The organism is Rubinisphaera margarita, from assembly GCF_022267515.1.
Taxonomy (GTDB): domain Bacteria; phylum Planctomycetota; class Planctomycetia; order Planctomycetales; family Planctomycetaceae; genus Rubinisphaera; species Rubinisphaera margarita.
This window is the reverse complement of sequence record NZ_JAKFGB010000021.1, coordinates 352,254-378,536: the sequence shown is the minus strand read 5'-3', so window position 1 is coordinate 378,536 and position 26,283 is coordinate 352,254. Positions and strand designations below refer to the sequence as shown.

The window sequence follows — 26,283 nt, the reverse complement described above, 5'->3', positions numbered from 1 at the left end:
GTCCGTCCTCAAGCGGCGACTGGTTGCGGGGTTTCTGTGATGCGTTCAACTGAGAACTCGTGCGGTTCGAATTCCCGCTGCAGGAAGCCCATCAGGATTCGGTTGAGATCCTTCCCCACTTCCGTACTGGCGTCGATAACGACCTTCCGGTCTTCCTCATCGAATTCGTAGTCCGCATCCAGCTGCACCTGCGACGTTCCGTGCAACGCCTCGGTCGCCCATACCGAAAGCAACAGCGAAGCCTGCACCTCCACCATCGAAACATTCGGCTTGAACACATAGCGGTAAGTTTCCGCCATCCCTTTCTCCTTTGTGAAAAACAATGTCCCTCTATCTATTAACTACACCTTTCGCGGACGAACTGACCGCGGTTACCAAGATTTTTTTCGGATCTCATCGGAAGTTTTTCGAAGGCGTTAACCGGCCAGTCGTGTGATGGTCCTTCAGTCCCGCCGCAGCCAGTTGGTGACGCAGTTTTTCGATGCGTCCCTGGAGCGTTGTACGAGGGATTCCCAACTGCCTTGCCGCTTCGCTTTTTGTCTCCGTCATCAGTCGCAAGCAGATCGTTCGCTGGTCCGGCGGGAGAGATGCGAGTGCTTCGGCAAGATCAACGCAAAGATCCGCTCCCTCCATCTCGGCACCGAGCGTCAACTCGAGAATCTCGGGCGTCAGCTCTTCCAGAGAGACCTGCTCATCGCAGCGCCGAAGATCCACGGCGTGATGCCGGAGAAAGTTGGCGATCGCGGAGTCAACGACCTTGTGGCAATAGCCGAGAAGTTCTCCCCGCTCCGGCGAATACTTCGCGAGTGCCTTGAGCAGCACCTTCCAAATCGTCTGTTCGATATCAGATCGGTCGAAGTGCCGCAGACGGGCGTGTCGTTGGAAGCGGCGGGCTTTGCTGAGCACCATCTGGCGAACGGGGGACTCGGGCTGGACGATCTGGTGTTTGAGATCCTCGTGAAACGCGTTCTGCATTGTCATTTCCCTGACGGGGGTTTGCCTGAACGCCGTGTCCAATGCACGGCACAAAACCCGGGGAAATTGCAGCTACGCAGACAAAAAAAACGGCCACGAAACGTAACCCGTTCCGCAGCCGATAATTGCGATGTTCAGAATTTCAAATTGCAGTTGCAGTTAAATGGACTTGCTGCAATTCAGTCCGCCGCAGTGATCCCATCACGTCGGAGACTTCCAGAATACGTGACAATCTTCTCTACATCATCCAGCACCTCATAGATGTGCCGGATCTCGTGGTTCGCCGGATCTGTGAAACAGCGATTTACACTCGTTGTTGTTAAGCCTGTCAATTTTGCGATGTCTTTCTGTGTGGGACGATCGAGAAGCTTGGCTTCGCCTTCCGAATACCTTGTCGAAACCGCGTGGTCCCGGGCATCTATCAAATGCGAAATCAACTCGTCTTTTATTTTGGCTGTCGCCTCAAGGCGTGAACTTCGTCGCGGTCGACGCTCCTTCTCAGCCGCTTTCGAGAAGACGCGATTGTCGATCAGTGACTGCTTTACCGATTCCAGATTCACGCGGATCCGCTCACCATCGAAGTCAAAGACTGACTCCAATGAGAAAACACGATTCGAGACCTTCACTGCAACACGCTCGGCAGTCCGTTCACTAGCCACAAATAGAGCTGACTTTGGATACCGAGATAAGTAGTCCATCGCTCGGCTGCTCCGAATTGCGGCTGGACCAACGGCAAACAACAGGTCGTGGACAGGCCCACCCCACGACGCTTTCCCGATTCGCCACAGGACCTCGTCATCCAGGGGCTCGATTTCGACTCGCACATCGGTGAGATCGAACAGCGTCTGCAATGCCGACCGGGTACAGATCTGCCATCGCTTCAACTCAAATTCGGAGACCTGGTACAGGCCACATTCCGGACAGAAAGCCATCGGGATGGAATGGCCCTTCTCATTGCAGATATAGGTGACATCACAGCGATGACCGGCTCCGCAGCTCACGCAGTCCACCGAGCCGACATCGCTACGGGGAACGACCATCTTGCGAACGAATGAGCTCGCCGCTGGGGAATCAACAAGGCTATTGAATTCGTCACCATGCAGACAGGGTGGCTTCAGATCCCACCGTCTCAGAATCGTTGTCAGCACACTGTGCACGCGCAATTCTCCACCGACTGAGGTACTTTCGGATCAGTTCCTCCCATTCCTGATGCGTATTGCGGAAGTTACAGGAATTGGGATATCCGATGTCCACACTGATCCTGCCGGTCTTGCGGGACTCGTGCGTCTGAAACTCGAATCGGATCGTTGCGTGATCAACGAACAGATCGTCCATCTCAGCGTGTTCGGGATGCAGGTATTCGTCGATCATCGTGTGAATGCTGTCGTACTCGTCTGTGTCGTCAATTTGCAGAACAATTGATCGACGAGTCCCTTTGCACTTGAATCGCAACTTGCGAATCTTCACGGCGATGTAATCGCCCGGATCTGTCTCCAAGAGCGTCGTTGAGTGCTTCAGGTGATCGAGGTCGTAACCGACAAAACTCAACCACGAAGGCAGGTCCATGCATAGCATTTCACGTGCGAATGCTTTCTCGAACTGCTCTTTGAGTGCTGCACTCCCTCTCGCACAGACTTCCAGAGGTGCCTTCACTCTGACAAAACGCAAAACCGACTGTGAACGTGGGACGGATGCGGCGGGACCGGAGTCTTCCTCGCTTGTCGTGAGACTCGTACTTGGTGATGTAGTCATCCGGATCCGCGAACAGATAGACGGTGTCGCCGCGCTCGTACTTATCGACCGTGCACTGCTGACCTCGTCCTTGCTTACTCACCAGGTAGTCGCTGATTCCGAGCTTAAGTCGCTGAAGTGCCGCAGGAGAAAGATCTGGTTGTTGTCGAGGTAAATCGTATCTCTTTCGCCACCAGTTCAGATTGTCGATCGACTGGATCCGCAACGCGGTGTTGAACAGCTTACGGATGTGCTGCCAGCACCAGACTGCCCGTTCATAGTCGGTCGCATCGACGGGGATCTCTTCTCGATATCTCTTACTGTTCAATTGCCGGGCGGCTTCTGCCAGACACTCGCTGCCTTGGGAGGTTGCCAGAGTGAAAATGGCTCGCATCTCCTTCTCGGCCTTCTTCTGTTGCGATGCGTCGAGCCGCGAATAGGCGTCTACGACAGGGGCAATATTATTTGCGGAGACGTCGCCCCACCTGACGTCCATCGGGAGATTGAGATGCTGGAAGAAATCATCCAACGCACAGGTTGAAACACAGCGGAAGAACGTCTGAGGCGTGAACTGCCGGCTCATTCACTATCACCCGTCTTATAATGACAATGCGAACACTTGTGCAGGTACGATACCCACACCCGATGGTTAACACAAGTACCCCTTTCAAATTTTGAAATCTTTGGCCACTTCGTCACGGAACCGTGTAGTTAACAGATAGAGAACCACACGATTCATCCACGGAACAGGACCAGCCGATGCCGCACGAATGCCCTGCGATCGCCGATATCGCCGCCCTCCTCGCCAAAGCCATTCTCCGCCTCGCCGCCCACGGAGACCTCCCCTCCGGCGATTCTGAAAACACCGCCACAACCTCCCGCGAGGTCGCTTGAGCTTTCCGGCCCGGGTTGGCCCAGTGTGTCCAGCGGTTAACGGCGTTCGAGAGCCGCCGCGACATCATTCTAAAGCAAGGAGAACACCACCATGAAGGTCGACGTGGAATTCGAGCTGGCCCGGCTGCGGCAGCTCACCACCAAGCAGCTCAAAGAGAAGTACGAGGACGTGTTCCGGGAAGCGTGCCGGTCCAACCACCGCACCTGGCTCATCAAACGCATCATCTGGCGAATGCAGGCCAACGCCTACGGCGACATCTCGGAGCGGGCCCGGCAACGCGCCTTCGAGATCGCCAACGACGCCGACCTCCGGGTGATGGCCCCGAAGAGTACACAGCCTTCCAGGCATGCCCCGACGAAGGTGTGTACCTCGAAGATCGAAACGAATCACGATCCCCGCGTCCCGCTGCCGGGAACGACCATCACCCGGGAATACAAAGGCCAGACACTGCAGGTCACGGTGCTGGCGGACGGGTTTCTCTACGCCGGGGAGGTCTACAAATCGCTGAGCGCCGTCGCCAAAGCGATTACAGGCTCCCACGGCAACGGGTTTCTGTTCTTCCGCCTGAATGGCAAGGAGGCCAAGAATGCCACGACGTAGAACGACTCCCGAAAAGACGACGCCTCAGGTCCGGTGTGCGATCTACACCCGCAAATCGACCGAAGAAGGTCTGGAGCAGGAATTCAATTCCCTCGATGCCCAGCGGGAAGCCGGCGAAGCCTACATTACCAGCCAGAGAGGCGAGGGCTGGGTGTGCCTGCCGACCCACTACGACGATGGTGGGTTCACGGGCGGGAACATGGAACGCCCTGCCCTGAAGCGGCTCCTGGACGACATTGAAGCGGGAGAGGTCGACTGCGTCGTGGTGTATAAGGTCGACCGGCTGAGTCGCTCGCTCAAGGACTTCACCCGTGTGATGGAGGTCTTCGAGCGGCACAATGTCAGCTTTGTCTCGGTCACGCAGGCCTTCAACACAACCTCCTCCATGGGCCGGCTGACGCTCAACATCCTCCTCAGCTTCGCCCAGTTCGAACGGGAGATCATCAGCGAACGGACGCGGGACAAGATGGCGGCTGCCCGGCGGAAAGGACGCTACCTCGGTGGTCCGCCATTGCTCGGGTACGACATCGATCGGGAGAAATCCCGTCTGGTGGTCAACGACCGGGAAGCGGCCAAAGTCCGGAAGATCTTCGAGCTCTACCTCGAGAAAGGATCGCTGCTGGCCACGATCGCCGAACTCGATCAGCGGGGATGGAACACGAAGTCTTACACGACGCGGAAGGGAGAGCCTCGGGGCGGGACACCTTTTAACAAAGCCCGACTGCACGCCCTGCTCACCAACGTGGTCTACGTCGGGAAAGTGAAATACAAGGACGAACTCCACGAGGGCCAGCACGAGGCCATCGCGAACGCCGATACTTTCCGGCAGGTCCAGAGCCAGCTGCTTCGGAACCGCGTAACGGGAAATCCGCGAACGAAGACCACCGCCCTGCTCCAGGGACTGCTCTACTGCGAACCATGCGGTTGCAGCATGACGCAGAGCTACACCACGAAGCAGCGGAGCAAACGCTATCGCTACTACGTCTGCACCAATGCCCAGAAACGGGGTTGGCATGACTGCCCGTCGAAGTCGATTCCCGCTGGCCAGATTGAAGAGTATGTCGTCGACCACGTACGCGGTATGGGACAGGATGAGGGGCTGATCGAGCAGACGATCGCCGCTGTCCGGGCTGAGCAGGCGATGACCAGAGCCACGGCCACGGAGCAGAAGAAGAAGCTCACGACGGAGCTGACCAACGCCGACCGGGAACTGGAACGCCTCTCCCGCAACCCGGCAACGCTCGTTCCCGCAGAGCTCGCCGCCGTTCAAGACCGGATCCAACGAATCGAAGCTCGGCTCCGCGAGGCCGAACGCCAGCTCTACGAGGGCCCGATCATAAGCGACGACCAGATCCGCACCGCACTCCGCCAATTCGACCAGGTTTGGGACAGCCTGAGCCTCAAAGACCGCAGCCGTATTCTGCAACTACTGATCGAACGGGTCGAGTACGACGGCGCCGAGAGCACGGTCTCCATCCACTTCCACACCAACGGCATCGAGAGCCTGATCGCCGAACTTCCCGAGGGAGCCACTGCATGAGCCAGCTGACGGTCAAGAACAAGATCCACTTCCAGCACGGACGCTGTGGCACGAAGAAGGTCGCGAGGGGTGCCGGTCGCGAGAAACCGCAAGGACGCCTCCCCCGGATCACAAAGCTGATGGCGCTGGCGATCCGGTTCGATCAGCTGATCCGCGATGGGCACATTACCGACTACGCGGAACTGGCCCGGCTGGGGCATGTGTCGCGGGCCCGCATCACGCAGATCATGAACCTGCTGAACCTGGCACCAGAGATTCAGGAGCGGTTGTTGTTCGCGGAACGGGTCGAGAGTGGGCCGGATCCGGTGACGGAGCGGGAGCTACGGGACTTACTCACAAGTGCTGACTGGAAGTTCCAACAAGAACAATACTCGCAGATTCGACAGCCACAACTCGGCTAAACGAAAACTATTCCTCGGACTCTTTTCTGTCTCGCGCGAGTGCCATCAATTGCTCCTGGGTCAGCGCCAGGAGGTCAATCGCAACATCGGCCAGGATCACGCGGCCTTTGGTGAGCCAGGCTGCGGCAAAGGACCAAATTGCGACCCATTCCAGCCAGAACAGAACATTGAACTGGTCGAGGAAGGTCTTCCAGTCAAGTGGTATCACAAACAGATAGCCACCCATGGCGATCATGCTGAGCAGAATGCTGATTCCGCTGGCCCGGTAGACGAAATTCCGTTGCTGCTCATGCGGCTCCAGCTCGAGATTGTCTGAACTTGAAATTGGGAAGTGGTAGAGCGAATAGAACGCGAAAACCAGAAAGAACCCGCCACCACTGACGGAGTGCACAAAGCCGATCATCGTTCGCGGATGCAATGGGTCGCTACCGACGTCGATCGGGAACAAAGCCAATCCCAGGGCAAACAGGCATCCGAGGTTGGCGGTCCAGTTCTCGACCCAGTCGTGCCCTTGATAGCAAAACAGAAAGATCCCGATTCCACACAGCGTTCCCACAAAGATGTCCCGGAGGGGCGTGTGGTAGTAGCTGCTCATGTTGTCCTGGAGCTCGATTCCGAAGATCAGCCAGCCAATCGGTCCAAGCAAGATCGGCAGCATGAGCCCACTGATGCCGATTGCCCGTCGGACACCAATGTAGGACATCACCAGCGGATGAGCGGATTCGGGGAGATTCTGGAACACAGGTCAGAGTACGAAGTCGATAAGAGTGACTGGATCGAGAAGGCGAAAGCCGGTGGAGGGAATCCTATCGCAATCGCAGCTCGAGTCGAGGCTGGCCGTAGCGAATCAGGAGCGGTTGTTGTTTCTGGAGTGGGTGGAAAGTGGGCCGGATCCGGTCACGGAGCGGGAGTTACGGGAGGTTGTGGCGATTGAGGGTTGGGAGCAGCAGAATAATTATGGATTAACTTGATCGCACTCTCCGCCTTAGATCAACCAGTCGCTTGTCGTGCCTTAACGCCGGAGCGGCAAGCTCGATTTTCGACAATGTATCTGGGAGACCGAATGGCCAGCTCTGGACGTCTCCTCTGAACAACTTATTCAGTACGGCTAAGAACTCTTCAGGATTTCGTTCGATAATTTTGTCTGTCTGGGTTCGAAAATTGAAGTGCAGGCTCGCTCCGTTGATCACAGGCGTGAGAATGCAAAACACCGGTTCGAAGATCGCGGCAAAACTAACCTCGTTAGCAAGAAGCACATCCAAAATCCGACTTGTCATAAGTGAGCTTTTGACGATCTTCTGCTTCGGCCACGCGTTCTGGAACAGTTCTACCGCTCGTTCTTGCCAATCGGATAATTCGTCAGTGGAAGCACGAGCGAGGCTATCAGAGAATTGCCAGAGAACATGCGAACGAAAATCGTCTCCTCCATTTAAAAGTGCCTCTCGAAGGTCTTCATTTGACACCATTGCCGCCCCAGTGTGCTCGTCTTCAGCGATCCATCCGCGCAGGATCAGCCACGAAAGAGTTTGCCAACCCCCTTCCTGATCACCGTGGCTACTCTTTGTCTTCACCAACTCAAGCAGATCATCTTTCAAAATGCCGAGCATTGCATCCGACAGGTTTGGCCTCCACAGAATACCGGCCCAGAAGGCGTCCCTATGTGTGTGATCGTCGGTGCGGAGGAAAGCCAACAAGTACGATTCAGTCCACGATGGATTGGTTTCATACAGCCACCCGAGATGATGAGCCATGAGGGTGATAGCTGAAGTTCGCGTATCACCTGAGAACAACAGCAACTTCTCAGATTGCGTCATCCAGAAAGTGTCTTCCGGGCGACAATGCATAGACGTCTCGTAACGGGCGTCATCCAGAAGGGCTCTGACAAGATGGCCCGCTGGAGAATTCAGGGCGTCTAGTGTCCAGTCTCTCCCTCGATTTCTTTGGGTGACGACGGACCTGCCAAGAGCGGGATTCCGAATCAGCAAATTCGTCAGCCGCTTAGCTACTTCTTCATAGACATGAGGCGAAGCTCCGGACAATACCTTCGCTGTATTCGCAAGCCAATGCGTAAACGAGTAGAACTCCCCCTCGATCAAGTCGTCGGGTAGATGGCAGATTTGCCGACCAACCACTGAAGCTAACGCGGAGTTTCCGTCAGATTCATTCCAGGCAGCGAGGAACCTCTTCCAAGCCCAACTCGGAAAGGCATTTTTCTTGACCTCTCTTTTGAGCGCGAGAAACGCTCGTTTAGGATTTTCCGCACACAGGCCAGAGAAAGGTTCCCGCTCGGTCCATCCATCCCTCGAACTCCTGCCGGTCAATTGTTCGGCTCTGGAGATTAAGCTGTCGAGAGGTTCATTCTCCAAAACTGCTGAGTCAGTATCCCTGGGCACCCGACCTACGCGGATGCCTCGCGGCTCGAATGCAAATGTAGCATGTTCGGGCTTCCAGGCTGGAACGATTCTTCGTCGAACTTCAATCTCTCGATCGACGTCAACGCTGAATATGGCGCCACTGTCTTTCAGCGACTGAAGCCGCTGTATGACCTCCCAATTGCGGCGCTCCTCATATTCGGAAATATCTTCGTCCTCAAACTGTCCCGGACCGTCCAGCAGTCGTCTTTCAATCTTCTTCCTCAACCTTTGAGGAATGTCCTTCCACCGGCCCTGCAGGGTGAGAAGGAAATCCCGTTCGTGGTCACTGGACCAAAAGGCGACGTCCGACAGGTTCGCCACTACACTCCCGAAGACGGTGGGGGTCGCCACATCCTCCATTCCGCTCGCCCAAACCCTTAGTCGACTGAAAACAGTGTCATCATCTGATCGCCATGAATTGAATTCCTCCTTGGCGGACTTAATGTCCTTTGACGCAAGCTGCTTGAACAGTCCAGCGAAAAATACCACGAGAGCGGAAAGACCATGCTTCCTGTCGTAGTCGCTTTGATCGCCATCGCCTTCGATCAACGAATTTATGTGTAATCGCCCCCAACCTTGGATACTCTCATCCAGCCTGAGTGCCTTCTCGAGTTGACATCTAATGACGCGGGTCACGTCAGGGAGATGCACATTTGAGACCTCCAGCGAAAAGCGAGGGATTGAGACTTCGACTTTGAGGAAGGCTATGTCTCGGTATGTTTCTACCTGTGCATCATCTGGAGGAACGCTGCGGGATCTCAATCCGGGCTCAATTTTGACGTAAGGATCGCACAGCTCAGCGAGCCGTACGGTCGTTGTCGAGGTCCACCCCTGCTTGCTGATATCTGCCTCCAAGTCGGAGCCATCTCGATCCGGCATATTTTCAGGCCGTGCCCAGAAATTGAGGGCGTGAAACCAGTGCGAGCCCAGAACGCCACTCCCGTCAGTGCTATATCGTAATCGCCACCGAATCCGATGAACGATCTCGGGATGAAGATATGACTGGCGAGCCAGCCACCAGATTGTTGCAGACTGAGTCGCTACGAGCGAAATCCAGTTTGCTAAATGAAGTAGCCGGAGCGGAAGCGCTGGTTGCTCAAGCTCAGCGTTTCCCCGAAACTGTGCAAAATTCTGCGATGTGAGTCGCTTCTTGTCAGCTTCAGTTACAGCGAATGCATCCCATGCGGCCTCGGGCACCCTCATCTTTCGAAGTCCCGATGTCGAATCATCGATTTCCGGGCGCTCTTCTCCATCCAATCCATAATGTTCAAACGGAAGGGTCTCTACCGCACCTTCGTTTACAAAAAGATCCCCCTGCACGTTTTCAAATCGACACGCCGGATCAAAAACGCAAAGCCATTCCCCCGGAGGCTTCGCTTCTGCGAACGCCCTCGCTCCTTCAGCGGTTGAAACGATATGGGCGATCTGTCCACGTTCGAAGTCATTCAGATTCCGAGGTCCTTCAAGTGCTCTTTGGAGAATCTGCTCGCTCCACGCCATCGGATCATCGGCTCGGTCGGCCCATCGCTCAATTGTCTCCCACAGTAGTTCATGATCTGAATAGGGAATGGCTGTAACGCCACGGCGCTCCCATTTCGCCGTGGCCCGATCGGGGGCGCCTGATTGGAAGGCATAGATTGGCTGTCGTTTTCCAGGCTGTTTATTCAGCCCTTCAAGCAAGTACTTGACCGGAGGATCGTCGGCTGAGTAACCAATGAAGACTACCACGTACTCGCGGAGGGTTTCTCGCACAAATGCCGTGGCCCACCCCTCCGATAGATATGCGTATCCGAAATCGGCACTCGAGAGAACAAACTCCGTCCCTTCTGCAGAGGAGTATTGTTTGTTGACTTTTCCATGAAGGTAGACGAGACCGTCCCAGTTCCTATCTCGAACAGGGTGCGGTAGTACGGAGGGGCTGTACAACCTGATCGCCGGGTGGGCGGCTTCAAAAAGTCGATCAAAGTTGGTCGTAACCAGCTTGATTTCGGAGGACGGAGTTCGGGCCAACCGAATTAGACAGTCATGAGCAGAAACATCCGCATTCTTCGATGGCCTCAGTGCCGCCGCGACTGCATTTTGGATATCGACCGTATCGAAATCGGCTTCTAACGCTCCAAAAATGCTGTCAGCAGAGATAGTGGTTTTCGTCGTTTCGTACAGCACTCTCGATTCTGAGTCTTTCGATGCTCCAAGACTTTGCAGAACACGATCGAGCAAACCGAAGAAATCAGGCAGACCGGCCTTGGCGCGAGACACACCCGCACCGCAAAAAAACACAACTCTGCCTTCGTCCCTGGCAGTCAGCAATTCATCCGGAATCGATGGGCCGTTCTCAACAAAGCGCATGTTTGACTAACTCTAGCTATCTAATGGATTTCGCCCCGCAACGTCGAGGAAACAGACTTATTCCCATTGGAACGGCCAGCCTTGACTTAGGTTCACGGTGACACGTTGCTTTTTCTAAAATCGATTTGAGCGAGATGCCAGTCAGAATCGTCCAAACCGGCAATCGCTCACTTCGCAACACTCAATTGCCGCTACTGCCAACACCCTGTACATCCTCGCCACTATTTCCCGATACCTACTGACAAGTAGAGCAGTCGAGGCCTTCCTTGCCCGTTGCTCGCAATCGTTTCGAGTTCGACGCCGCCGCACGATCCGATGCCCTGCGGAGGAAGTCCAGCCTTTCGAGAGGTTGATCGCAACTTATGCCGGTGAAAACTTTTCCAGCCACCAAAACATTTGCAAGAGCCCTGAAGCCGCTGCCATGAACATGTATCACGAAATTCGATCACACCGTTTCCGAGCCTGCGGAATTGTGTGACGACGTGGACAGTGATATGCTGCTGCCTCAACTTTTGGTCCATCCGATGGCGATCGACGAGACAGGGGATTACAACCTGCCGCTATTAAACGTTGTTCGGATATTCCTTACAGCGGGGTTTGAGGGTCAGTGTCGATTTCAGTTGATCATGTGAAGGCGACAGAAATCCTCTTTTCGGAAAGCGCAGCTGCGGCAAACGAGACGCTTCCCGAAATTGCGGCCGTCTGGCAAGATCGGGTGAAACAGCTCGGAAGTCTGTGTCCTCATCGCAAGAGTTCCACAACGATCGCTGCGCTCGGGACCGCAATCTTAGCCAAAGCAACAGACCAACGAGTGGACGTTTATTCGTTGCTGGATCGCGGAGAGGCCGATCGGTCCTATTCTGCAAGGTCACTCGCCGACAATGTTTTGGCTCGACATCGAGCAAGGCTTGAGATCGATCTCGGCGCGAGAGGTACAAACCCTCTCAACAATACTCCCTTTATCGGAAAAACACGAATCGACGAAATTTCGGGGGTTCGAAATCGAGAGGGATGGGCGTACTTCATGGATCTCATGGAACAGTTGCGGGATCTTCCTGGATCTGCTGAGGCTAGGCTCGCACTTCGCGGTTTCATTGCTGCACGGCGACGTGCTCTAATCGCGACAATCGACGTTGCACCGCAGCTGGGTGATAATTTATCTGTTGGCACTTTGACGAACGCTATCAGCGAATATGCAATTGCAGAGTCTGAAGGTGGGCGAAGGGCGCAAGCGTGCGCTGCAGGACTTCTGGACGCAGTATTCGGGCCCGAGCGTGTCGTCGTAGGTGCAATAAATGACCCCGATCGGCGCGCCCCGCTAGACATCGCTGTAAGGAGTCTTCGTAACGACTTTGAGGTTGCATTTGAAGTCAAAGATAAGCCTATCTCGGATAACCACGTTCTATCGAGTGCAGAAAAGACCTTCCTTGATCACGGAACGACAAATTTAGTCTTTCTTGGTGTTAGCTCCCGTCAGGTTTACCAGGACTTCTCAGAGGCCGAATTGTGGGGATCGGCACGAGGAATAAAAGTAACTATTTTTGTGAATTGGCTGTCATTTGTTATGGCTTGTAAGTGCTTTGCTCCCGTTAAGCGAGAAGTCTTCGAGGGGATCGTATCTCGTTCGATCGTAGCACGTGGAGGAGAACTTGGAGTTCGCAGACAGTCGCTTGAAGAATTTGTACTAAAGATCGAAAGCGGCTCATCGGTTGACGTTTCCGGAAAGATTGCGCCTCATCGCGATAGTCCAGGAAAACTTTGACCAGAACGGAAAGAAAGATGTCTACAGACAAGAAGCGATCTAATCGAGGACAGACAAAGCTGCCATTCAAATCACAACATAAGCCGCCGTCCATTCGCGGTTTCAAGCCGTTCTACAAGACCGGCCCAGGAGCAGCATACTGCGGCGATTCACTGGAACTCTTATCTGCGTTGCCAGACGGTTCCGTCAATCTCGTGGTGACGTCCCCCCCCTACGCGTTGCATTTCAAAAAAGAGTACGGAAACGCAGAAAAACATCAGTATGTTGATTGGTTCCTTCCCTTTGCCTCCCAGATCCTTCGCGTTCTGACCGACGACGGAAGTTTTGTTCTAAATATTGGCGGTAGCTATAACAAAGGGACGCCGACGCGATCGATCTACCATTTCAAGCTGATGGTGGCGCTGGTCGAAGAGATTGGTTTCCATCTGGCTCAGGAACTGTTCTGGTACAACCCGGCGAAAATGCCTGCACCTGCGGAATGGGTAACTGTTAGACGTGTACGAGTGAAAGATTCTGTCGAGTATGTCTGGTGGTTCAGCAAGACGGAATGGCCTAAAGCGTCAAATCTCGGGGTATTGCGGCCATACAGCAAGGACATGCTTCGGCTGAACGCCAAGAAGGTCCGCGAAACGACACGACCGTCGGGTCACGTTATTCGTTCCGGATTTGACAAGATTGAAGCCGGTGGTTCTATTCCGCCAAATGTAATCGAGAATGAGTTTCATCCCGAAGACATCATCAAAGTCGGGAATAATGCAGCTAATGATCAATACACAAAACGCTGCAAAGCGGCTGGTATTAAAATCCACCCTGCTCGATTCCCAGCCACCCTCCCCGAGTTCTTTATAAAGTTTCTTACCGATCCCGATGATCTTGTTGTTGATCCGTTTGCTGGTTCGAACACCACCGGAGCATCCGCCGAACGCTTGGATCGCCGGTGGATCGCGATTGATTCTGACGAAACCTACTTGGAAGCAAGTAAATTTCGTTTTGACATGTAAGCATTTTTCCACTTGGCGCGACTAGTTGCGAGGCTCGAATCGTTGGCTAATGCAAGAAGAACGCTGGGTACCCGATGTTTGGGTCAGACGCTGCGTCGCATCCATATGTACGGAAAATGAGCCCTTCAACTGCCACTGATCTGTTCTGATTCGGCGCCACGTTCACATCTGCTACATTCCATTTGCCACAATCTGGCAGATGGAAGCTTTGAAAACCATGAGACCACAGAATGCCGGCTCCTGAGGATCACCAACACTGAACGCACGCTGTTCGAACCCAATCTCACCGAACAAGAACTGCTCAATCAGGCCTATGAAACCCATGGCCAGAAGATTGCCTGGAGGAGCGCCCCAATCGGAGCAAACCAATGAATTTACCCGCGAACGCAACCCTTCATTACCGCACACGCTTCATCCTTCGACCGGCGGCGAATACGACAATCGACTGGGGAGATGTCGTCCGTGAGATCCGATTCTGGATCGGAAACCGAGTTGAAAGGAATGATGCGTACAATCGGGGCTCCTGGCTTTTCACCGGGGGACAATGGGCGCCACCCGGTGGTCAGGGCACACTTGTGGAGACACGCCGTTTCATTGGCTCCGGAACCGAAAGCAGTCCACAGTTCTGGGCTCTGTGCCTGACTCACTCGTGCGGCCAGTTTCCCCAGTCACGCCGCTGGCAAACGAGTATCGGAATTGCGCTTCAGGACGACGGTAGTTTGGAATTCGCGATCTCCAACCACCACTGGATCATTCCCGGATTCATTGGTGAGGAACCTGATGCGCCGCCATCTTCCGCTCCCGGCATCGTTTTGAAGCTTCTCGACGTGTATTCCGCATGCTTGGGAACGACACTGTTATCGACGACTCCTCGCCAGCTTGATATCGGCGGCGGAGCCACATTCCGGGACCAACTGGCGGACGCGAACCGACAGTGCCCCATCGTACTCATTCGGGCGAGCCGGATTACCGAACGACCTGTGCTCAATCCTGGCGAGTTGGCAAGGCTCCTCGCGGGAATTGCGGTCGTGTATGACGCCCCTGCTCGCGAACTGAACGAAGAGCTGGAATGGATGATCCCGGAAGCTTACCGCTGTACGCACGGGATGGCGCGAGTGTACATGCCCGGTCTTCGACTGGATGCTCTCCACGACTACCGTCGGCATCGGTTCTTCCTGGATCGAGACGTCGATTCTATCGGGCAGAATGTCGTCCGGGATCTCATTGTGGAGGCATTAGCCCGCCGGTTCACGGCATCCGCTCTACATTCCGTCGGGTCAATTGCTGATATCGAGCAACTGGAACGGCGAGCTGAAATTGACCGTGTCATCCAGCAGGCGCGGGAAAGCGGCCAGGACAGTGAGTTCGTCGAGTACTGCAACAACGAAGTGAAACGACTCGAGGCCGACGTCGAGCGCATGCAGCTTGAACTCGAAGAGGCAAACGAGCGAGCAGATCAGTCAGAGACCACGATTCGAACCGAGGAGTTCCTCCGGCGGGATGCCGAACAACGCGCTGCATCAGCAGAAGCCGACACGAATCGACTGACGGATGTGCTGCAGCTGATTGCTGACCACGGTTTGCCTGTCGAATCGATTGGAGATGCAATCGGCGTAATCGAAACTCTTTTTCCGGACCGTATCGCATTCACGGATGATGCGCGTCGATCTGCCGATCGAGCTGAGTTCAATAGCCTGAGGCGTGAGATACCGCAGGTCGTGCGAATGTTGTGGCACCTAGCAACGACAATGCACGACTTGCTGTATCGCGATGGGACGGAGTCAGGACGCATTGTCGACTTATTCAGAGAACGGTCCGGCGGATTTGAAATGACGATGACAGAAGGATCGATGACGAATCGTGACGCAAGTGCCTCGGCAGCTCGACGCGTCGATTTCAATGGCGGGAGGGTCGATATCACGCCGCACCTCAAACTTGGTCCCGTCCAGAACAAGTGGCTCCGCGTCTACTTCGGGAAAGCGGCAAACTCGAATGGCCAGCCGATTCTCGTCGTTGGTCATTGTGGTGACCACCTTGATACAGCCGGGACGAGACGTCGAAGAAGGTAGTCATGCCAAACCACCGAACTGAAACTACATATGAACTAACGACGATATAACGGCTGAAGCAGCTCTACGGGGAGGATACATACTGCCACGGAGTCGACCTAGACCGTGACCAGAGCGAGGTCGTTCTGCGCAACGTACTGCAGCGAACGCTCACGGTTCGTTATCCGGATCTGCCGGAGCCCAGCTTGGAAAAGGCGGTCCGACGATTCTCCCGGCCGGGAGGGGCAGATTCGCTTCGCCGCAACCTGGCGTTCCACAAAGACCTGCCCCGGGGTATCGAGTTACGAGTAGAGTGGTCGGATTGAACATCGTCGCCATTATGCAATGGACTGGGATAACGCGGACAACAACGAGTTTCTGATTGTCTGTCAGCTCTCGATTCACAGGCACAATGATCGCCGGCCGGATCTGGTCAGCTTCGTCAATGGTCTTCCACTCGCCCTTTCAAACTGAAGAAGCCGTACCGCGATCAGCCAACCGTCGAAGACGCTCTGAACCAGATTACGCATTACAGGCACGACATTCCGCAGGTGTTCGAATTTAACGCCGTCACAGTGATGTCAGACGGCATCACGACGCTGAATAGAATGTGGACTGCAACGCCGGAGTGGCATGTTCCATGAAAACCTGGTCGGACTAATACGGCGGCAGACCGGGTTCAATTCATTCGGGTGGACCGCACCGACCTTGACGATCAACCCCACGATCAGTTCGTGCCGGGTTGGGCGCTAGTTGGTGATGTCAAGCATGCGGAGTCCGTTGACGAACTTCGCGACCTGCTGCAGACAGAAGGTGGCGAGGTCATCTTCACAACAATTGAGAAGCTACGGCTGAAGACAGACGGAAGTGAGACCGAGCATCCAGTCCTTTCGGACCGCTAATACTTCACCGTGATTGCAGACGAAGCTCACCGCAGCCAGTACGGATTCATGCAAGGATACGCCCCTTATATTCGCGTCTCATGACTTCATGAATGACCGGATTATTCCCACCACTCGTAATAGATCGGATCGTTGATGGTCTTTACCACATCGCCGATGCTGTCCTGCCGATATCGAAGGGCCTCGGCCCTCTGAGGGATTCGTGGCGAGTTGATCCCCTCGACACTTTCTTTCCTCCGCCCTTGCGCAATCGATTTCAAGTACTCGTTTGCCGCTCGCGATTCAGCTGCCTGGATTAAACTCTCCCTCTTATCGTTGGCAAGCGGTGCATTCGTGATAGATTCGTATTCGTCAGTAGCGGCAAAACCGACGGCTAAAAATGTTCGCGTTGTGGCGTACTCCCCTTTCAGATCAATTGGACAATAGCCTTGTTTAACGCAATCATCGGGCGTCATCTGAGATCCCGCGATCATGCTCGCAAAAATAGTTGATGGAATAATCCGGTGAAGCCTCTCATTCTCCCACCAGGTTCTATCGTACAGCACAACAGCATCCCTTCGTTTTCGGGGATTATAATTGTCGCGTATTGTACTGATCTCAAAATAACGCCGGCGGGCATAGAATGTGAATGCATCACCGGACGTTCCGTACGTTGTCCACGTGGGGTATAATCGCTCGTGAATGCTATCGATCGTATGCCCATTCAACACGAGTTGGAAACTTCTTCCGCGCACGGTAATCACCGGCGAATGCTCGGGCTGATAGAAAGTCCTCCCGTATATTCTTATCTCTCTCATCGAGTGAAATCGCAGAACGAAAATCCCACGTCCGAATTGATCAACTGCAGGCATGATTGAGAGATTATTGAAAGGCAAGAAGCGACGAAGACCTGCATCGGAGAGCTGCGAGAAAAGGAAGTCCCCGAGATGGCACCAGAGATATAGCTCTCTCAAAGCCCATTCTGGTGAACTCATCGCAAGTGCATGAACGGCTGCGTACACCTCGTAGGGCCCATGCATCCGAATGAGTTTGTAGTACTTCTGCACGTTCGGCTCGCAATGTGCGTCATTTTCAAAATCGAAATCTCTTAACGCTGCCAGTATCGTGCTCGTCCATTCAGGATCGGCGTCGTTGGTATCCACAATCAGGCGGGGAAACTCCGCACGGAAGTGCTCGGGGTGAAACTCGTCACCACCACAAAGTACCGGTACTCGGCGTGGATGATTCATGGATCGACGATCTCCTTAACGGACACTTTTGCTGATTGCCTCACCAAAATACTACGTTCATCGTGCGTCTCGTAGCCGCCACAGACTCTTCACAATTGCCGGCGATATCTGAAACTGTCATCGAAGCTGCCGTGCAGGAGATAAATCTTAAAACATCACTCATCGTAATTCGCGACCTTATCAAAGGTCAGCAATTGTCCCTCACGATTCCACCTTTACATTCTCCAGAAGGGAAACTTCCAGCGTATTGGCGAGGGGACGGTAACAATCTGGAAGGTGTCCCTCAAGAACGAGCAGCGCATCGATGTTGCCCGTGATGCTGTAGCCGGTAACTTTCGACATGGCGGTGAGGAGCGATCGGTATTTCACGACCTGAAAGATTCCTCGCTCGTAATCTTTTTTGTATCTATCAGAAACAGCCGATTTCACTTCGATTGCTACGCATCCTCCTTCCGTCTTGAAAAGGACGTCTACCGCATCGAGGGTCGGCAGGGGATACTCAATAATTCCGACCGCGTTCGCGGTAAGACCGACGACCTCGGGATTGGCACACACGAATTCCTTCAAACGACGATGGTACTCGGATTCCCCGCGGCCTTGCGGGACTTCGTCTCCCGTGGGCCGCGGGAGGCTCAGTTCCATCGCCTGCAAGACGTCATTCCAGCGACTTCCGAACTCCCCGATCCTCTGGTATTCGATTTGTGCCTTGTGTCGTTTCTCTGCGATCGTCAATTGATCATAGTCTGGCCAGATACTAGTAATGCCGTCGTCGGGTACGCCCTTATTAGGCCCATGCTTACTGACAACGAGGCTCTGGATATGTGGAATTTCTCCCCATTCACCAGACAAGATGTCGAGCTTACGGCCCATCGTTCCGAGGACATCTCCCATGCCGATCCCAACCCCCGAGCCATCGGGGCGAACGCGACCAATTCGTTGCGCGAGTTCGCCGTAATGTAGGGGAGGCAGTAAGCCGGATCGATGTTCGAAAACATGCTGGACGAGTTCCAGCAGGCATCGGTCTGCATACGCAGCATTTGTCGTCATCGCAGCGGATTGTCTTCCGGGTGAACTTCGAGGGGTGAGGCACAAGAAGGGAAAAGCCAAGGGAACTGGTGGACAATTCCACACACGCCATTCTGCCCGGAGAGCCGCTTGAGTTCAAACGTTTCGGGGCACCTTTCCGGACGGAAGCGTTAACCGGAGAGACGCGGTAGCAGAGAGAGTTCGAGAGTCTCGGCGAGAGCGAGGCAAAGCCCGGGCGAGCGAGAACCCCCGAGAGTCTCCCAAGCCGACTCTCACCATTCCGCCAGCGAGCCGCAGTGCTACAAAATAGGCCTATACCACGCGAAAACGCCGGACGATCTCTCGTTCGGCGTTTCGTTAACTCCGGGGTACAATGAGTTCGTACCCGTATGGTTTAGCTCCCCCGGTAGGACGCGAACAATGGGCAAAAGGGCCTAGACATCCCGAAAACGCCGAACCGCGCGCTGCAAAAGCCGACGCACGGGATGCTTCTCTCGCCGTTCTGGTCTCGGCCTGGCCCGATCTATCCATGGAACTGAAGGAACGCATTCTCGCTCTTGTGGTGTCGGAAGCGAGGGCGGCAAAGTAAGCGCGGCTCGGTGCGTGGAAGTGTGGGCGGATCATCGGCTATAGTGACCTGATCACCTGAACCCATCACGACATCCACTGCAGAGACACAACGTACGACACTCATGACCGACGCCAGGGAATTCATCAGCCGCTGGAAAGACTCCGGCGGGGCCGAGATGGCCAACTCGCAAACCTTCCTCAATGAACTCTGTGAGCTGCTTGGCGTCGAGAAGCCGTCAATCGGCACCGCTGACCACACGAGCGATCATTACGTATTCGAGAAGCCAGTCGAATTCAGAGACGATGGTCTGACGACCAGCCAAGGGCGGATCGATCTCTACTACAAGGGACGATTCATCCTTGAGTCCAAACAAGGTGTTCACAAGAAGGCACTCGAAAAGTCTGACGCACTGGCGAAGAAGACGAAGGAAAAGAAACTCCGCAAAGGGATGGCAACTCGGGGGACTCCCGACTGGCAGAAGGCGATGCGGAAAGCCTTCAACCAGGCCAAACGCTATGCCGAAGCCATTCCCGATGAGTGGCCCCCCTTCCTCATCGTGGTCGATGTCGGCTACTGCATCGACCTGTATGCCGACTTCACGCAGTCCGGCAAGAACTACATCGCGTTCCCCAATCCGGCCAGCTTTCGCATTCAGCTGCAGGATCTCGAAAAGGACGACGTCCAGGACCTGCTGCGGGCCATCTGGACCGATCCGCTCCAGCTCGATCCCTCCCGCAAGTCGGCCAAAGTCACCCGCGATCTGGCCGCGAAGCTCGCGAAACTCGCCCGGCTGCTCGAAGGCAAAGACACGCCCGAGCATGTCGCACAGTTCCTGATGCGGTGTCTGTTCACGATGTTCGCCGAGGATGTCGGCCTGCTGCCCGATCATGCCTTTACCGATCTGCTCATCAGCCTCCGCGACGAAGTCGAGAACTTCGTGCCGATGATCGAAACCCTCTGGCAGACCATGGACGCCGGGGGCTTCTCGCCGATCCTCCGCAGGAAGATCAAACAGTTCAACGGCACCCTGTTCAAAGACTGCTCCGCCATCCCGCTGACGCCGGATCAACTCGAATTGCTCATCGAAGCGGCTGAGGCCCAATGGAACGAAGTCGAGCCCGCCATCTTCGGCACCCTGCTCGAACGCGCTCTCGATCCCGTCGAACGGCACAAGCTGGGAGCCCATTACACGCCGCGTGCCTATGTCGAGCGGCTCGTCATGCCGACGATCATCGAACCGCTGCGGGCCGAATGGGAAACCGCCTACGCCACCGCCGCCCAGCTCGATGACACCGGAAAGACCAAAGAAGCGGTCAAGGTGCTCCGCGATTTCCATCAGCACCTGTGCAACGTCCGCGTGCTCGATCCGGCCTGCGGTTCCGGAAACTTTCTGTACGTGTCGCTGGAGTTGATGAAGCGGCTCGAAGGGGAAGTCCTCAACGCGATGAAGGAGTTCGACCCGCAATACGGCGGGATGGAGATCGCCACCGTCGATCCGCACCAGTTCCTCGGCATCGAAATCAATCCCCGGGCAGCGGCCATTACCGATCTGGTCCTCTGGATCGGCTATCTGCAATGGCACTTCCGCACCCGGGGCGATCAGGACATCAAAGAGCCGATCATCCGCAAGTTCGACAACATCGAAAACCGCGACGCCGTCCTCGACTGGGACGCCATCGAACCGGTCGTCGACGAAAACGGCGAACCGGTCACCCGCTGGGACGGCCGGACGATGAAAACCTCCCCGGTCACGGGAGAAGAGATCCCCGACGAAACCGCCCGCGTCCAGGATCTACGGTACATCAACCCGAGAAAAGCGGAATGGCCGAAAGCGGATTATATTGTGGGGAACCCGCCGTTCGTGGGAAATTTCGTGATGCGTCTCACCTTAGGAGACGGTTATACAGACGCGCTTCGTTCAACATACGAGTTAGTACCCAGTTCTTCGGACTACGTGATGTACTGGTGGGAGAAAGCAGCAAAGGCTGTCTCTTCTGAGGACAGCGAACGGTTCGGATTGATTACTACCAACAGCATCAGCCAATCCCAAAACAGGAAGGTTGTCGAACGCTACCTGCAAGACTCTCAAAGATTATCGCTTGGCTTTGCGATCCCAGACCATCCGTGGGTCGACGGCGCTGATGGAGCCGACGTGCGGATCGCAATGACAGTCGGAGTTCAAGGTGCGGCGACCGGCGTACTACGGCATTTTGACCGAAGCGGATCATCCATCCTGCGTGAGAGTGAAGGTCAAATCCATCCAGACCTAAAAATGGGCGCTGCTGTTGCCACATCCAAGCCCTTACGAGGAAATGCCCGAATAAGCAACACAGGAGTTAAGCTTCACGGAGCGGGATTCATCGTAAGCAGAGACAAGGCGAGTCAGCTTGGACTCGATCATAATCCCTCAATGGCTTCCGTCGTTGTTCCGTACAGAAATGGAAGAGATCTTACGCAGTCGAGCAGAGATGTTCTTGTCATAGATCTTCATGGAATGAGCGAACAGGAAGTCCGCGAACAGTTTCCATCGATCTATCAGCACGTTTATGACCACGTAAAGCCTGAACGCGACAATAATCGCATGGAGTATCGTAAGCGAAATTGGTGGCTTTTCGGGGCCACGAATGTGCAGATGCGAGAGATGCTTTCGGGCCTGCCTCGGTTCATCAGCACGGCGGAGACTGCCAAACACCGTTTCTTTGTTTTCCTTTCTGGCGACATTAGACCGGATAACGCGCTAATCAATATTGGCCTTGATGACGCCTATTTCCTGGGGGTGCTTTCAAGCCGTATTCATGTAGCCTGGGCTCTCGCGACAGGTGGGCGCCTTGGCGTCGGAAACGATCCAAGGTACAACAAGACTCGTTGCTTCGAGACATTCCCCTTCCCCACCCCCACCGAAGACCTCAAGCAGCGCATCCGCGAACTCGGCGAACAGCTTGATGCTCATCGGAAGCGGCAGCAGGAATTGCATCCGAAGTTGACGATGACCGGGATGTACAACGTGCTCGAAAAGCTCCGGGCCGGGGAGCCGCTTTCCGACAAGGAGAAGACGATTCACGAGCAGGGGCTGGTCTCGGTCCTGAAGCAGATTCACGACGATCTCGATGCCGCCGTCTTCGAGGCGTACGGCTGGTCACCGGAGTTGACCGACGAGGAGATTCTCGAAAAGCTCGTCGCCCTCAACCACGAACGAGCCGCCGAGGAAGAACAGGGCCTCATTCGCTGGCTCCGCCCCGAGTTCCAGAACCCGCAGGGGCAGCAGGCGACGCAGAAGAAACTCGGCATCAAAGAGGACGCCCCAGAGCCAGCCGCCGCGAAACCGGCCAAAGTCAAGAAAGCAACCTGGCCGAAATCCCTCCCCGAACGCATCGGCGCCATCCGCACGGCTCTGCATTCCCAGTCGTCGGCCTGCACGGCCGCCGAACTGGCCAAAGGCTTCAGCCGCGTAAAAGCCGACACCGTCGAAGAACTCCTCGACACCCTCGTCGAAGTCGGCCAGGCCCGCCAAACCGACGACGGCCGGTATGTGGCGTAACTGTGATCGTAGTTTGTTGAATGTCTCTGCCACCCTCTGCCCTGGGAATACTCCATGAGTGACAACACCAACTTTCCTGAGTATCGCAACAATCCAGCCCTGATCCTCGCGCTACTCGTTTCGGTGATCTTGAACATCGCGTTCTTGCGTGACATATGGCGGAGCCGTGCAGAGCTGAGGATGTACGAGAACTATCCGGAACTGCTGCAACGCAGGTAGTCGACAGGTTTGTCGGGTTCACGTTGGGGTAAAGCTCTCGCGAGGGGCCTTCGTCGGAGCCGGCTGTCGGTCGCTCACTTCCAGCTGGTGACCGATGGCCGGCTTCGAGGGAGGCCCCGGGCCTTTGTTGGTGGGGTCTGGAGGGAGCGTTCGCGTGGGGTGCGGCTCGATCCCTTGCGGGTCGGTGCAAAGTTTTGCTAAACCACTATTGACGCACCTGCCGATAGGTGCAACAGTAGTATCACCACTGCACCTTTCTGGAGAGCGGTAATGCCAAAGAAGAAGGAGTCGACCGGGACAGTTTCTTTTCAAGTGAGATTGGATGGAGACATCCATGCTCAACTGAAGCAAGTGGCCGAGTCGACCGAGATGAGTTTGAACCAATTAGTGACAGGGCTCCTGCGGGGCTGTTGTGCCCATTTGAACGTCGGGGAGCCGTACCGCGACGACGAGGGTATGGTGCGCACTCGTCAAACGGCAAAATGTGCGTTCGTCGGCACTAGAGGTAAGGACCTAACCCAAAAAGACTTAGAAGAGAATGAACATCGGGAGGACGCAGGGTTTCCCCCGAAGAAGCCAACCAAAGGCGAAGTGTGGTTCAGCCTGGATTACACCGGACGAGGGTTCGTCCCGGGACGATAGAGACATCGACAAGGACGCCAACCATGGACAGGAAGTCCGGGAAGCAGGATCAACGGCCCGCCCTGGCGGGCGAGCCGGAGCGGAGCGACGCCGAGCGACGCGAGGCGAGCCCGCAAGGGCGGGACACTTATCTTGAAACAATAAGAAATGTTGTGGACGGAACCTGTGCTCGTTTCGAAAGCGAATACTTCGTTCTGGCGTGTGGGTGTAGGAGCTGGTATTGCCCGGATTGTTGTCTGTCTCTGGCCTTGCAACTGCGTGAACGCCTGCTTGGCGTCCTTGAGACATTCGAAGCATGCCAGATGTGGACGCTCACAATTGATCCAGAACTGTTTCCGAGTCCTCAAGAAGCATACCTCTATGTCCGGAAGCGTCGGTCCATCTCAGAGCTCGTGCGTGGTCTACGGACTCGCGGCTACTTGATTACTAATCGCTACTTCTACGTCATCGAATGGCAGAAGAAAACGGAGATGCCCCACTGGCACATGCTCTTCGATGCTCGCCGTATTCCGTTTGAAACGGTCTGCGAGATCTGGAATCGCAATAGACCGAAATCCATGCCTCCCGCCGATGGCAAGAGACCCGGCTTCGGTTCTGTCCGATTCAGTGCGCCGAAATTTAAGACTGCCTTGTATGCTGCGCGTTATGCGACAAAGTATCTCACGAAACAGCCCGAACACGGATATCCCTCGTGGGTGAGAATGTTCCAAGGACGGATTCCACGGTTCGGCGTAAGTCGTGGTTTCTGGCCAACTCCGGCTGGCCGTGAGAAGATCGAATCCCAGCGATTCAATCCGTCTGAAACGGAGAAGGCTACTGTCAGCCATGATCCAAACTGCTTTTGCGAACTGTGTCGGGGTGAGACGGAGCTCAAGAAGCCTAGAAGAAAGACTCGAACAATCGGGGAGCGTGTCGAGAATTGCCGACATGACGCCGTAGTCATGAAGAATTATGTAGGACTCGATATGGACGGACACTTCGTACCGAAACGCAAATGCCTGGGGCGAGCAGTCGATCCGTTCGCCGATTTGAAGGAGAAACTCAATCCAGATCGTGAGTTAAGCGACCGGAAGCTGCGAATTGAGCCCGAGGAGGTCTCGGGTATTCTTGGGGAAGACGTGCGACGAGACCGAGCCGAGTGGCCGGTGGATCACACGTTAAACGACGAAGCGTCAAGGAGGACGCAGAATGAGTGCTGAATTCGAATCAATGTTACTTCGCAATTCCCGGGAGACTGCAAAGGTTCTCGGCATTAGCGAACGCAAATTGTGGAGCCTGACTTCGCCTCGTGGGCCGATCCCCTGCGTGCGGATGGGACGAAACGTTCGCTATGATCTGGCGGACGTTCGGGCCTATGTCAATGCCGCGAAGTCAATCAGCGACGATAAGTGCAACCCAACCCGAGAGGGAGAGATCCGTGGCGAGTCTGTCAACAAGTAAGTCGGGTCTGAGGACTCTGCAGTTCAAGGGGCTCGATGGGGTACGACGCACAATTCGCCTGGGGAAGATGCCACTCAAGGCGGCGAATGCATTCAAGCTGCGAGTCGAGCATCTCATCTCGGCTCAGATCACTGGAAGCTCACCAGATGACGAGACGTCCCGATGGGTGGCTGCCCTGGACGATCAGCTTTACGAGCGTCTTGCGAAGGCAGGGCTTCTGCCGCGTCGAGGACAATCGAAGCGATTGCTCGGCGAATTCCTTGATAGCTACATCAGTGGTCGCGATGACATCACGGATAGTACGGTCGACCATCAAAAGCGAGCGGCCCAGAATCTAAAAGAGTTCTTCGGTCCTCAAACGCCAATATCGTCGATCACCGCTGCCGACGCCGAAGACTTCTATCGCCATCTTCGACGATCTCTCGCCGATAACACCGTGCGTCGTCGATGCGGCCGCGCTAAACAGTTTTTCTCGTTCGCCAAGAAGAAGAAGCTTATCAGCGAGAATCCGTTTGAAGATCTCAAAACGAATGTCCAACCAAACCGTGAGAAGATGCGTTTCATCACGCGGGACGTTGCCGAGAAGGTCATGGACGCCTGCCCGGACAACGAATGGCGTGTTCTCTTCGCATTGGCCCGATTTGGTGGTCTCCGATGTCCGTCGGAAGTGCTCGCGCTCCAATGGTCGCACATCAATTGGGAGTTGAGCCGAATCACGGTTCCGAGTCCTAAGACGAAACGCTACGAAGGGAAAGCATCTCGGGTGATTCCGCTCTTCCCTGAGCTGCGGCCTCTTCTGGAAATGGCATTCGACCAGGCAGAGCCAGGCACGCGGTACGTGATCAATCGGTATCGTTCCGAGAATGCGAATCTACGCACCCAGCTCGAACGGATCATCCAGAAGGCTGGACTAACCCCTTGGCCGAAACCGTTTCAGAATCTCCGCTCAACTCGCGAGACCGAACTGGCGAACGAATTCCCGATTCAGGTCGTGTGTGAA

At 55.1% G+C, this 26,283-nt stretch carries 24 protein-coding genes and 2 pseudogenes; 17 read left to right on the top strand and 9 right to left on the bottom strand.

Annotated features, from left to right (window positions below; translation table 11 throughout):
- Positions 1-8 precede the first annotated feature (8 nt).
- From L1A08_RS21210 to L1A08_RS21190, 5 genes are all read right to left on the bottom strand, one after another.
- Positions 9-299, bottom strand: coding sequence for a hypothetical protein (locus tag L1A08_RS21210; protein WP_238758575.1), 291 nt, complete (start codon positions 297-299; stop codon positions 9-11).
- A 94-nt stretch (positions 300-393) separates the two neighbouring features.
- Complete coding sequence (locus L1A08_RS21205) at positions 394-975, bottom strand: sigma-70 family RNA polymerase sigma factor (RefSeq protein ID WP_238758573.1); 582 nt, start codon at positions 973-975, stop codon at positions 394-396.
- 179 nt (positions 976-1,154) lie between these two features.
- Positions 1,155-1,673, bottom strand: a complete 519-nt coding sequence (locus L1A08_RS21200; RefSeq protein ID WP_238758571.1) for a hypothetical protein — start codon at positions 1,671-1,673, stop codon at positions 1,155-1,157.
- Positions 1,674-2,067: 394 nt separating this feature from the next.
- Complete coding sequence (locus L1A08_RS21195; protein WP_238758570.1) at positions 2,068-2,541, bottom strand: hypothetical protein; 474 nt, start codon at positions 2,539-2,541, stop codon at positions 2,068-2,070.
- 10 nt (positions 2,542-2,551) lie between these two features.
- Positions 2,552-3,289 (bottom strand): hypothetical protein, encoded by a 738-nt coding sequence (locus tag L1A08_RS21190; RefSeq protein ID WP_238758569.1) that lies wholly within the window; start codon positions 3,287-3,289, stop codon positions 2,552-2,554.
- A 176-nt stretch (positions 3,290-3,465) separates the two neighbouring features.
- Between L1A08_RS21190 and L1A08_RS22790 the strand changes: the two genes are divergently transcribed.
- The 4 genes from L1A08_RS22790 (at position 3,466) to L1A08_RS21175 (ending at position 6,142) form a co-directional block, all read left to right on the top strand.
- Positions 3,466-3,600, top strand: a complete 135-nt coding sequence (locus L1A08_RS22790) for a hypothetical protein (RefSeq protein ID WP_261362997.1) — start codon at positions 3,466-3,468, stop codon at positions 3,598-3,600.
- A 91-nt stretch (positions 3,601-3,691) separates the two neighbouring features.
- A complete protein-coding gene (locus L1A08_RS21185; protein ID WP_238758568.1) occupies positions 3,692-4,201 on the top strand; it encodes a DUF2924 domain-containing protein in 510 nt (169 codons plus the stop codon).
- Positions 4,188-5,741: a recombinase family protein gene (locus L1A08_RS21180; RefSeq protein WP_238758566.1), complete on the top strand. Its 1,554-nt coding sequence runs from the start codon at positions 4,188-4,190 to the stop codon at positions 5,739-5,741. The genes L1A08_RS21185 and L1A08_RS21180 overlap by 14 nt, the downstream gene beginning before the upstream one ends.
- Positions 5,738-6,142 carry a hypothetical protein gene (locus L1A08_RS21175; protein ID WP_238758565.1) on the top strand — a complete coding sequence of 135 codons (405 nt, stop codon included), beginning with the start codon at positions 5,738-5,740 and terminating at the stop codon, positions 6,140-6,142. The genes L1A08_RS21180 and L1A08_RS21175 overlap by 4 nt, the downstream gene beginning before the upstream one ends.
- A 7-nt stretch (positions 6,143-6,149) precedes the next feature.
- On the opposite strand, the gene L1A08_RS21170 is transcribed toward L1A08_RS21175, so the two are convergent.
- Together L1A08_RS21170 and L1A08_RS21165 are read right to left on the bottom strand one after the other, a co-directional pair.
- On the bottom strand, positions 6,150-6,884 hold the full coding sequence (locus L1A08_RS21170; protein ID WP_238758564.1) for a hypothetical protein: 735 nt from the start codon (positions 6,882-6,884) through the stop codon (positions 6,150-6,152).
- A gap of 220 nt (positions 6,885-7,104) precedes the next feature.
- On the bottom strand, positions 7,105-10,905 hold the full coding sequence (locus L1A08_RS21165) for an SIR2 family protein (RefSeq protein ID WP_238758563.1): 3,801 nt from the start codon (positions 10,903-10,905) through the stop codon (positions 7,105-7,107).
- 607 nt (positions 10,906-11,512) lie between these two features.
- Here L1A08_RS21165 and L1A08_RS21160 point away from each other — a divergent pair.
- The 6 genes from L1A08_RS21160 to L1A08_RS23090 all read left to right on the top strand — a co-directional run bounded on the left by L1A08_RS21160 (position 11,513) and on the right by L1A08_RS23090 (position 16,618).
- A complete protein-coding gene (locus L1A08_RS21160) occupies positions 11,513-12,667 on the top strand; it encodes a restriction endonuclease, SacI family (protein WP_238758562.1) in 1,155 nt (384 codons plus the stop codon).
- Positions 12,668-12,684: 17 nt separating this feature from the next.
- The gene (locus L1A08_RS21155) at positions 12,685-13,668 is read left to right on the top strand and encodes a DNA-methyltransferase (RefSeq protein ID WP_238758560.1); all 984 of its coding nucleotides are present in this window, start codon (positions 12,685-12,687) and stop codon (positions 13,666-13,668) included.
- A 719-nt stretch (positions 13,669-14,387) separates the two neighbouring features.
- Positions 14,388-15,737, top strand: coding sequence for a hypothetical protein (locus L1A08_RS21150; protein ID WP_238758559.1), 1,350 nt, complete (start codon positions 14,388-14,390; stop codon positions 15,735-15,737).
- Between the two features lie 324 nt (positions 15,738-16,061).
- Positions 16,062-16,190 carry a type I restriction endonuclease gene (locus L1A08_RS23100; protein WP_390896940.1) on the top strand — a complete coding sequence of 43 codons (129 nt, stop codon included), beginning with the start codon at positions 16,062-16,064 and terminating at the stop codon, positions 16,188-16,190.
- Positions 16,187-16,360: a type I restriction endonuclease gene (locus L1A08_RS23095; protein WP_390896948.1), complete on the top strand. Its 174-nt coding sequence runs from the start codon at positions 16,187-16,189 to the stop codon at positions 16,358-16,360. The genes L1A08_RS23100 and L1A08_RS23095 overlap by 4 nt, the downstream gene beginning before the upstream one ends.
- 42 nt (positions 16,361-16,402) lie before the next feature.
- Positions 16,403-16,618 (top strand): hypothetical protein, encoded by a 216-nt coding sequence (locus L1A08_RS23090; RefSeq protein ID WP_390896947.1) that lies wholly within the window; start codon positions 16,403-16,405, stop codon positions 16,616-16,618.
- Between the two features lie 101 nt (positions 16,619-16,719).
- On the opposite strand, the gene L1A08_RS21145 is transcribed toward L1A08_RS23090, so the two are convergent.
- Positions 16,720-17,847, bottom strand: a complete 1,128-nt coding sequence (locus tag L1A08_RS21145; protein ID WP_238758557.1) for a hypothetical protein — start codon at positions 17,845-17,847, stop codon at positions 16,720-16,722.
- Positions 17,848-18,048: 201 nt separating this feature from the next.
- Positions 18,049-18,717, bottom strand: a complete 669-nt coding sequence (locus tag L1A08_RS21140) for a hypothetical protein (RefSeq protein WP_238758556.1) — start codon at positions 18,715-18,717, stop codon at positions 18,049-18,051.
- Positions 18,718-19,565: 848 nt separating this feature from the next.
- On the opposite strand from L1A08_RS21140, the gene L1A08_RS21135 reads away from it, so the two are divergent.
- The 7 genes and pseudogenes from L1A08_RS21135 to L1A08_RS23080 all read left to right on the top strand — a co-directional run.
- Positions 19,566-22,982 carry a class I SAM-dependent DNA methyltransferase gene (locus L1A08_RS21135; protein ID WP_238758555.1) on the top strand — a complete coding sequence of 1,139 codons (3,417 nt, stop codon included), beginning with the start codon at positions 19,566-19,568 and terminating at the stop codon, positions 22,980-22,982.
- Between the two features lie 54 nt (positions 22,983-23,036).
- Positions 23,037-23,201 carry a hypothetical protein gene (locus L1A08_RS21130; protein WP_238758554.1) on the top strand — a complete coding sequence of 55 codons (165 nt, stop codon included), beginning with the start codon at positions 23,037-23,039 and terminating at the stop codon, positions 23,199-23,201.
- 270 nt (positions 23,202-23,471) lie between these two features.
- Positions 23,472-23,843, top strand: a complete 372-nt coding sequence (locus L1A08_RS23085; protein WP_390896939.1) for a toxin-antitoxin system HicB family antitoxin — start codon at positions 23,472-23,474, stop codon at positions 23,841-23,843.
- A 23-nt stretch (positions 23,844-23,866) separates the two neighbouring features.
- Positions 23,867-24,502: pseudogene (locus L1A08_RS23140) on the top strand (rolling circle replication-associated protein); the annotation flags it as partial.
- A 282-nt stretch (positions 24,503-24,784) separates the two neighbouring features.
- Entirely contained in the window at positions 24,785-25,042 is a 258-nt protein-coding gene (locus L1A08_RS21125) for a hypothetical protein (RefSeq protein ID WP_238758553.1), read from the top strand.
- A complete protein-coding gene (locus tag L1A08_RS21120) occupies positions 25,032-25,283 on the top strand; it encodes a helix-turn-helix domain-containing protein (protein WP_238758552.1) in 252 nt (83 codons plus the stop codon). The genes L1A08_RS21125 and L1A08_RS21120 overlap by 11 nt, the downstream gene beginning before the upstream one ends.
- Positions 25,174-26,283 (top strand): annotated as a pseudogene (locus tag L1A08_RS23080) (tyrosine-type recombinase/integrase); the annotation flags it as partial. The gene L1A08_RS21120 and the pseudogene L1A08_RS23080, both read left to right, overlap by 110 nt.